We start from the raw sequence: 5,432 nt of genomic DNA, 5'->3' as shown, positions 1-5,432 counted from the left end.
CCGACGCCGAGGACGACGGCGCTGAGCGTGGCGGTGTCGGCGGCGGACGCCTGGGTCACCAGCCCGTTGCCAAGGGCAACCGTCAGGCCGAGGAATGCCGCAGTGGCCCCGGTGGCCACACGGCGCCGCGCGGACCCGGAGGTCTGCGAGGAATTGCTCGATCTCATCGTTAGTCTTTCTGTCTCCACTCGTGCACACAGTTCGCGCACAGATCCCCACACTCACGCCATTAGGTAAAGCTCACATAAATGGGCGTCGCCGACCCTCTGAACAACGAACCAGGAGTGGGGCGATCCTCCGAGGCCTCACATGCCCATTCCACGGGCAACGCCGGGCTTGCGGCAGCGTACGCTCGAGGGGCGCCTCGTAAACCAGGAACGGACGCAATCAACTGCAGCACGACAAGAACAGCGAAGCAAGGCATTCGACACCCTCGCTGGCCGTGCGTCACTGGAGCATCGCCAAATTGTATCGGCCTTCAACGTCTGAGTTGATGCGGCGATTTAGTGACCGCTCGCTTGAGGGGCGGCCCCTCTTCTGGGTTGGCCCTCCCTCAACAGGGCGAGGTCAGACAGAGGCACCCGAGAAGTCTGGGCAAGGGACAATTGTGACGCTCCGCCTTGCACACTCCACGCCGTATGTGCGCTCCGTACGAATGCCACGTCCGATTCCAGGTTACCGGACCTCTTCAGTGCGGCCCGGAAGGACGCGGGAGATCCACACGGCCTCACCTCGTGGGTCGGTGACCGCGTGCACGTAGGCGTGGGCGGTGCCCACGCCGATACGGAAGCCGGCCGCAATCTGTGCGGGGCGTCGGGCCTGCGCAGATTCGCGAGGGCGACCAGGGCAAGCTGCGGCCGGCCGGAGCTTGAAACGGCGGCCACCCTCCCGGGTGGCGATCAGCATCGACACCCGCTGAACCAGCGTATGAGCGAAGTCCAGTGCGGCTGGATATAGAACCAACGAGGCTCCTTGACAGAAGAGTTGAGGCGTCGGACATCTCGCTCAACCGCCGAGGAGCCTCGTCCGTTGTGTACAGGTCACCGACCAATTGGCCGTCACCCGATCTGAGGCCCCGCTGAAAGGCTGACTCATCCCGCCGTGGTGACCGCCTTGCCAACTGCTGGGAATACTTACACAGATTCTGGCGAGTGACGTTTTCTCAGCGAAATGATCTTCGCGAAACGATGTGAACGACCCCGTTCGTGAGTAGGTAGGACGAACCCTCCCCGGAGTCGGGCAGACGTGAAGCCCCTGGTAGGACGGTTCTCACCACAAGATCGTCCGCGCAACCAGAGGCTTCACGTTGGTCACCTATGTTGCCATGCTCGACGTCCCGCGCCATGTCGTGGACCAGTTGTCCCGGCTGCTGGCCGCGCACCGCCGGCGGATCGGCACACCGAGGGGCTCGCGGGTACTGGGGCCGTTCCGCCAGGCGGTGTTGGTGCTGCGCTGGTTCCGCGAGCGCGGCTGCGTGCACCGCCTGGCCCGGGACGCCGGTGTCTCGCAGGCCACCGGCTACCGATACCTCCACGAAGGCATCGACGTCCTCGCCGATCAGGCCCCGGACCTGCACGAAGTCCTGGACCGCTGTCGGCGCGAGGGCATGACACACGTGGTCCTGGACGGCACACTGATCGAGTCCGACCGCGTCACCGGGGTCCGCGAGAACGGCAACGACCTGTGGTTCAGCCAGAAACACAAGGCGTTCGGCGGGAACGTGCAGTTCCTGTCCGCCCCGGACGGCACCCCACTGTGGGTCTCCGACGTCGAGCCCGGCTCCACTCCCGACATCACCGCCGCCCGCATCCACGCACTTCCCGCCCTCTACAAAGCCGCCGCCGACGGCCTGCCCACCCTCGCCGACAAGGGCTACATCGGCGCCGGCATCGGCATCCGCGTCCCCGTCCGACGCCCCAAAGGCCGCTCCGAACGGGCCCTGCACGCGGACACGCAGACCACGAACAGCCTGATCAGAGGCATCCGCGCGCTCGGTGAACGCGCCGCCGCCGAACTCAAGCAGCGCTGGCGCACCCTGCAGCACGTCACCCTCAGCCCGAGCCGGATCGGCGACATCGCCCGCGCCGCCCTCGTCCTCAACGAAAACTGGAAATGATCATCGTTGAGAAAACGTCAGTGGGGGCGTCTCACCTCGTCACGGAACGATCAGACGTTATTGTCGATTCAGCCAAATTCCGGCAGGACCAGAATAGTTCGTGGTTACTCTGGTTGTCACCGCACACCCCCTCGAAACTCGGCCGTTTTGAAGGCCTGGTTGATTGCCGCGATGGTTTCCTGCGACGGGTCGCGAAGGCAGATATCGACGGCCAGCATCAAGGGCCGGTCCCTGGCCGTGGGTATGCCGCCCTCCCCACGCATCTCGGTGGTACCCGCGAGGACACGGCAGCCCGAGGCAGCGGGGCTCGGGGAAGACAACTCGAAACCCGCATCACCTCCAACGTTCGTATACATCCGCTTGTGCACGTAAATGAGCGCAGAGTCCTTGTTCAGAAAAGGAAATGGGGGGCAGGCTGGGTACCCCGAATCGTTTGCGGTGCCGCATGGCTGATGACGCTGCATCGGCTGCGGCGACAGGAAGCCGACCATCATCGCATCCGGGTCGAGAGTAGTGAAGCCCGCCCAAGTGCGCGGAAGCCGCAATGTCAGCCCGTACAGATCCCCCAGATGGATGGTCGTGTACCCGTGCGCGTCCTGGGTGGGTACCCCGTCAAGAGAGGCTGTCTCCGACGGGGTACCGACAGGCGCCGTGGCAGGCATCACATCGGTCTCCCGGTGCGGGGCGGCGGTTCCCGGCAGCAGGCTCCCGCCCAATGACAGGAGGATTGCGCTCAGCGCGGCCGCCGTGCCCACCGTCATCGCCCCCAGACGGCGCCGGCGGCGCCGCTGCATGCGCCGCATGACGTTGGCCATCCGGTTGGCGGGAGCAGGCGGCTGCGGAACGACGTGCTCCAGGAAGGCGCTGAGCTCCCGCTCCGCTTTCGTGTCGGCACCGGGCACCCGTGTCTCCCCCTCGTCACGCACAGGTTCGCGCCCCATGCCCCTCACCCACTTCCACCAGACTCGGCACCGCCGCGAGCTTCGTGCGCAACGTTGCCAACGCTTTTGCCGCCTGGCTTTTGACCGTGCCAGGGCGGCATCCCAGCAATTGGGCCGTCTCCTCCACGCTGAGATCCTCGAAGTAGCGCAGTACAACCACAGCACGCTGCCGACGGGGCAGGTGCTGCACGATGGACGCCAGCGACTGCTCCAAATCGACGGAGGCGTAAGGGTCGCCGACCGTCGCCACAACCGGGACCTCGTCGTGCGGCACCTCGCCCCGCCAGCGCCGCCGCCACCACGACGCGTGCGTGTTGACCAGGGCCTTGCGCACATACGCCTCGGGGTCCTCGAAGGCTATCGACCGCCATCGCGGCCACACCTTCGCCAGTGTCGTCTGGAGCAGGTCCTCCGCCAGGTGCGCGTCCCCCGTCAGCAGCCAGGCGACTCTGAGCAGCCTCGACCCGCGCGCGGTGACGAACTCCTCGAAGTCCGGTGCCGCGTCCCTCAACGTGCTGTCCTCGCCATCGCGTCCCTGTCTCCGAATCCACATCCACATTCGTCTCAACCGGGCGGGGGACCTGTTCGGTTGCCTGTGGCCGTAGATCCTCCGGTTGATGACCGCCCTTGCGCATGGGGCAGCCGTAGATCCATCCGAAACACCGTTTCGGTCGGACGAACAGGATGATACGTAGCGACGGTGAATACTTCGTCGCTCGCCCTCTGTGGCTGAGTTCACAGACGGCATGACTCTGCGAACGCTGAGTGCGCGGCACGACGAGCCTCGGCATTCTGCCCGCGGCGACTGCACATCCACATCATCTTGATCGACCTTTGTCCCCACTCGCCCGAGCATTGAAGCCGACTGTGACAGTGCCGGCGATCCCTGTTAGTTCGACGCCACGAGTGCCAATATCCCTCCCGATGTCAACTCCATCGGACCGCCATCAGAACTGTTGGAGAAGGCGCACTAGTGGGTAGGCGGGCCAAATCATCGCTAACAGGAAGTGCCGTGCGACGCCGGGTATGCGGCGGCTTTGGAAACGTTCCTCTCAAGGTATCCAGGGGGCTGTCGTAGGGCACGCGAGAAGACGTCTGGGGGACGGTTCGGGGAGGGGAATCCCAACCGCGACGCACACCACACCAGGCTACGTTCATACCGTCATAGCGACGGTATTCGCTGGTGGATCAACGGGTAGTGGGAGCCGCCATAGGGAGGGGTGACGGAGGTCACAACCTCCTTAGTGGGCCGATGCCGTAGTCCATCGGGTGGAAGTGGGTAACGGCGACTGCAGTTTGTGCGGACCGCCCCCTACAGAGCCCCTTCTCCTGAAGCGATGGAACGACATGGCTCCCACACGCGCATCTCTCGTCCTCTGGTCGGCGGCAGGCCTTGCCGGCATGGTCGCCCTCGTCGGCTGCTCGCAGGGCGATGCCGAATCCGCGCCTCCGACCACATCCAGCACTTCCTCATCGCCCTCGCGGGCGGCCGCGAACGGGGAGTTGGCAATTCCCGACGGAGCCGACGAGGAGACCAAGAAGGCGTACCTGCTCGAAAATGCCGTCGCCGCCTGTATGCGGAAGCAAGGCTTCTCCTACACGCCGCACGTGACGGACTGGGGGCCTAGTGTTCCTGTCGACGGGCAGGACTACGAACTGGCGAAGAAGTACCGGGAGAAGTACGGCTTCGGCCTCTACGCAGCCGCCGCCTACCCGGACGACCCGACTCTCTTTGGCACCGATGCCTACGAAGCGAAGGTGATGGCGGACCCGAACGACGCGTATCTCGCCGCGCTGTCCCCGGCGCAGCGCAAGGCTTACGACAAGGCACTGGGTAACGGCCGCCGCAGGACGGCCGACGGGAAGGCGGTGGAACTCCCAGGGTGCAAGCTGTCCGGGTTTGAGAAGGTGTACGGGCCGGAGAAATCTCAGGCCGAGATCGACCGTGAGAGTGCCTCCGCCAAGGAGCAGGACCGTGCCGCGGAGCAGGCACTGAACGGGGATCCCAAGTTGATCTCGCTGGCGCAGGAGTTCGCGGCGTGTCTGCGCAATGAGGGAATCGCCGTCACCACGACACAGCCGACCGCCATCGGGGACATGGTGAAGTTCGCGACATCTGCGCAGCTCCCGCCGAGCGGCATCAAGGGCTTGGACAAGGACGACGCCCAAGCCAAGTTTGCCCAGGAGATCTCCAACGCCCGCAAGGATCTGGAGTGCGGGAAGAAGTTCCGCGCCGCGTACTTCCCCAAGCTGGCCAAGCACCCCTTCTCCGGGATCACCGGATGAGCCGGGGTCTGCCGGGCGGCCCGAAGGGGCGCGGCAAGCAGGTCGGGTTGATCGTGGGCGTGGTGGCGCTCGTCGGCGCCGGCGGCTGG

Annotated in this window: 4 protein-coding genes and 1 pseudogene; 2 read left to right on the top strand and 3 right to left on the bottom strand. The window is 65.3% G+C overall.

Features of this window, described 5'->3' with window-relative positions; all coding sequences use genetic code 11:
• Positions 1–681: 681 nt before the first annotated feature.
• Positions 682–963: pseudogene (locus tag AB0F62_RS42305) on the bottom strand (IS5/IS1182 family transposase); the annotation flags it as partial.
• 343 nt (positions 964–1,306) lie between these two features.
• Here AB0F62_RS42305 and AB0F62_RS42300 point away from each other — a divergent pair.
• Positions 1,307–2,116, top strand: coding sequence for a transposase family protein (locus AB0F62_RS42300; protein WP_361812116.1), 810 nt, complete (start codon positions 1,307–1,309; stop codon positions 2,114–2,116).
• A gap of 116 nt (positions 2,117–2,232) precedes the next feature.
• Here AB0F62_RS42300 and AB0F62_RS42295 read toward each other — a convergent pair whose 3' ends face one another.
• Positions 2,233–3,018, bottom strand: a complete 786-nt coding sequence (locus AB0F62_RS42295; RefSeq protein WP_361812113.1) for a hypothetical protein — start codon at positions 3,016–3,018, stop codon at positions 2,233–2,235.
• Positions 3,019–3,034: 16 nt separating this feature from the next.
• On the bottom strand, positions 3,035–3,568 hold the full coding sequence (locus tag AB0F62_RS42290; protein ID WP_361812110.1) for a SigE family RNA polymerase sigma factor: 534 nt from the start codon (positions 3,566–3,568) through the stop codon (positions 3,035–3,037).
• Between the two features lie 836 nt (positions 3,569–4,404).
• On the opposite strand from AB0F62_RS42290, the gene AB0F62_RS42285 reads away from it, so the two are divergent.
• A complete protein-coding gene (locus AB0F62_RS42285) occupies positions 4,405–5,343 on the top strand; it encodes a hypothetical protein (RefSeq protein ID WP_361812107.1) in 939 nt (312 codons plus the stop codon).
• Positions 5,344–5,432 lie beyond the last annotated feature (89 nt).

It is taken from the genome of Streptomyces sp. NPDC026673, from assembly GCF_040638135.1.
Lineage (GTDB): Bacteria > Actinomycetota > Actinomycetes > Streptomycetales > Streptomycetaceae > Actinacidiphila.
The sequence above is the reverse complement of the archived record's forward strand: the minus strand, read 5'-3'. Positions and strand labels throughout refer to the sequence as shown.

What these genes read in the sequence shown, in the direction of transcription:
- AB0F62_RS42285 (WP_361812107.1), top strand. Translation starts at nt 4,405, where the DNA reads ATGGCTCCCACACGCGCATCTCTCGTCCTCTGGTCGGCGGCAGGCCTT.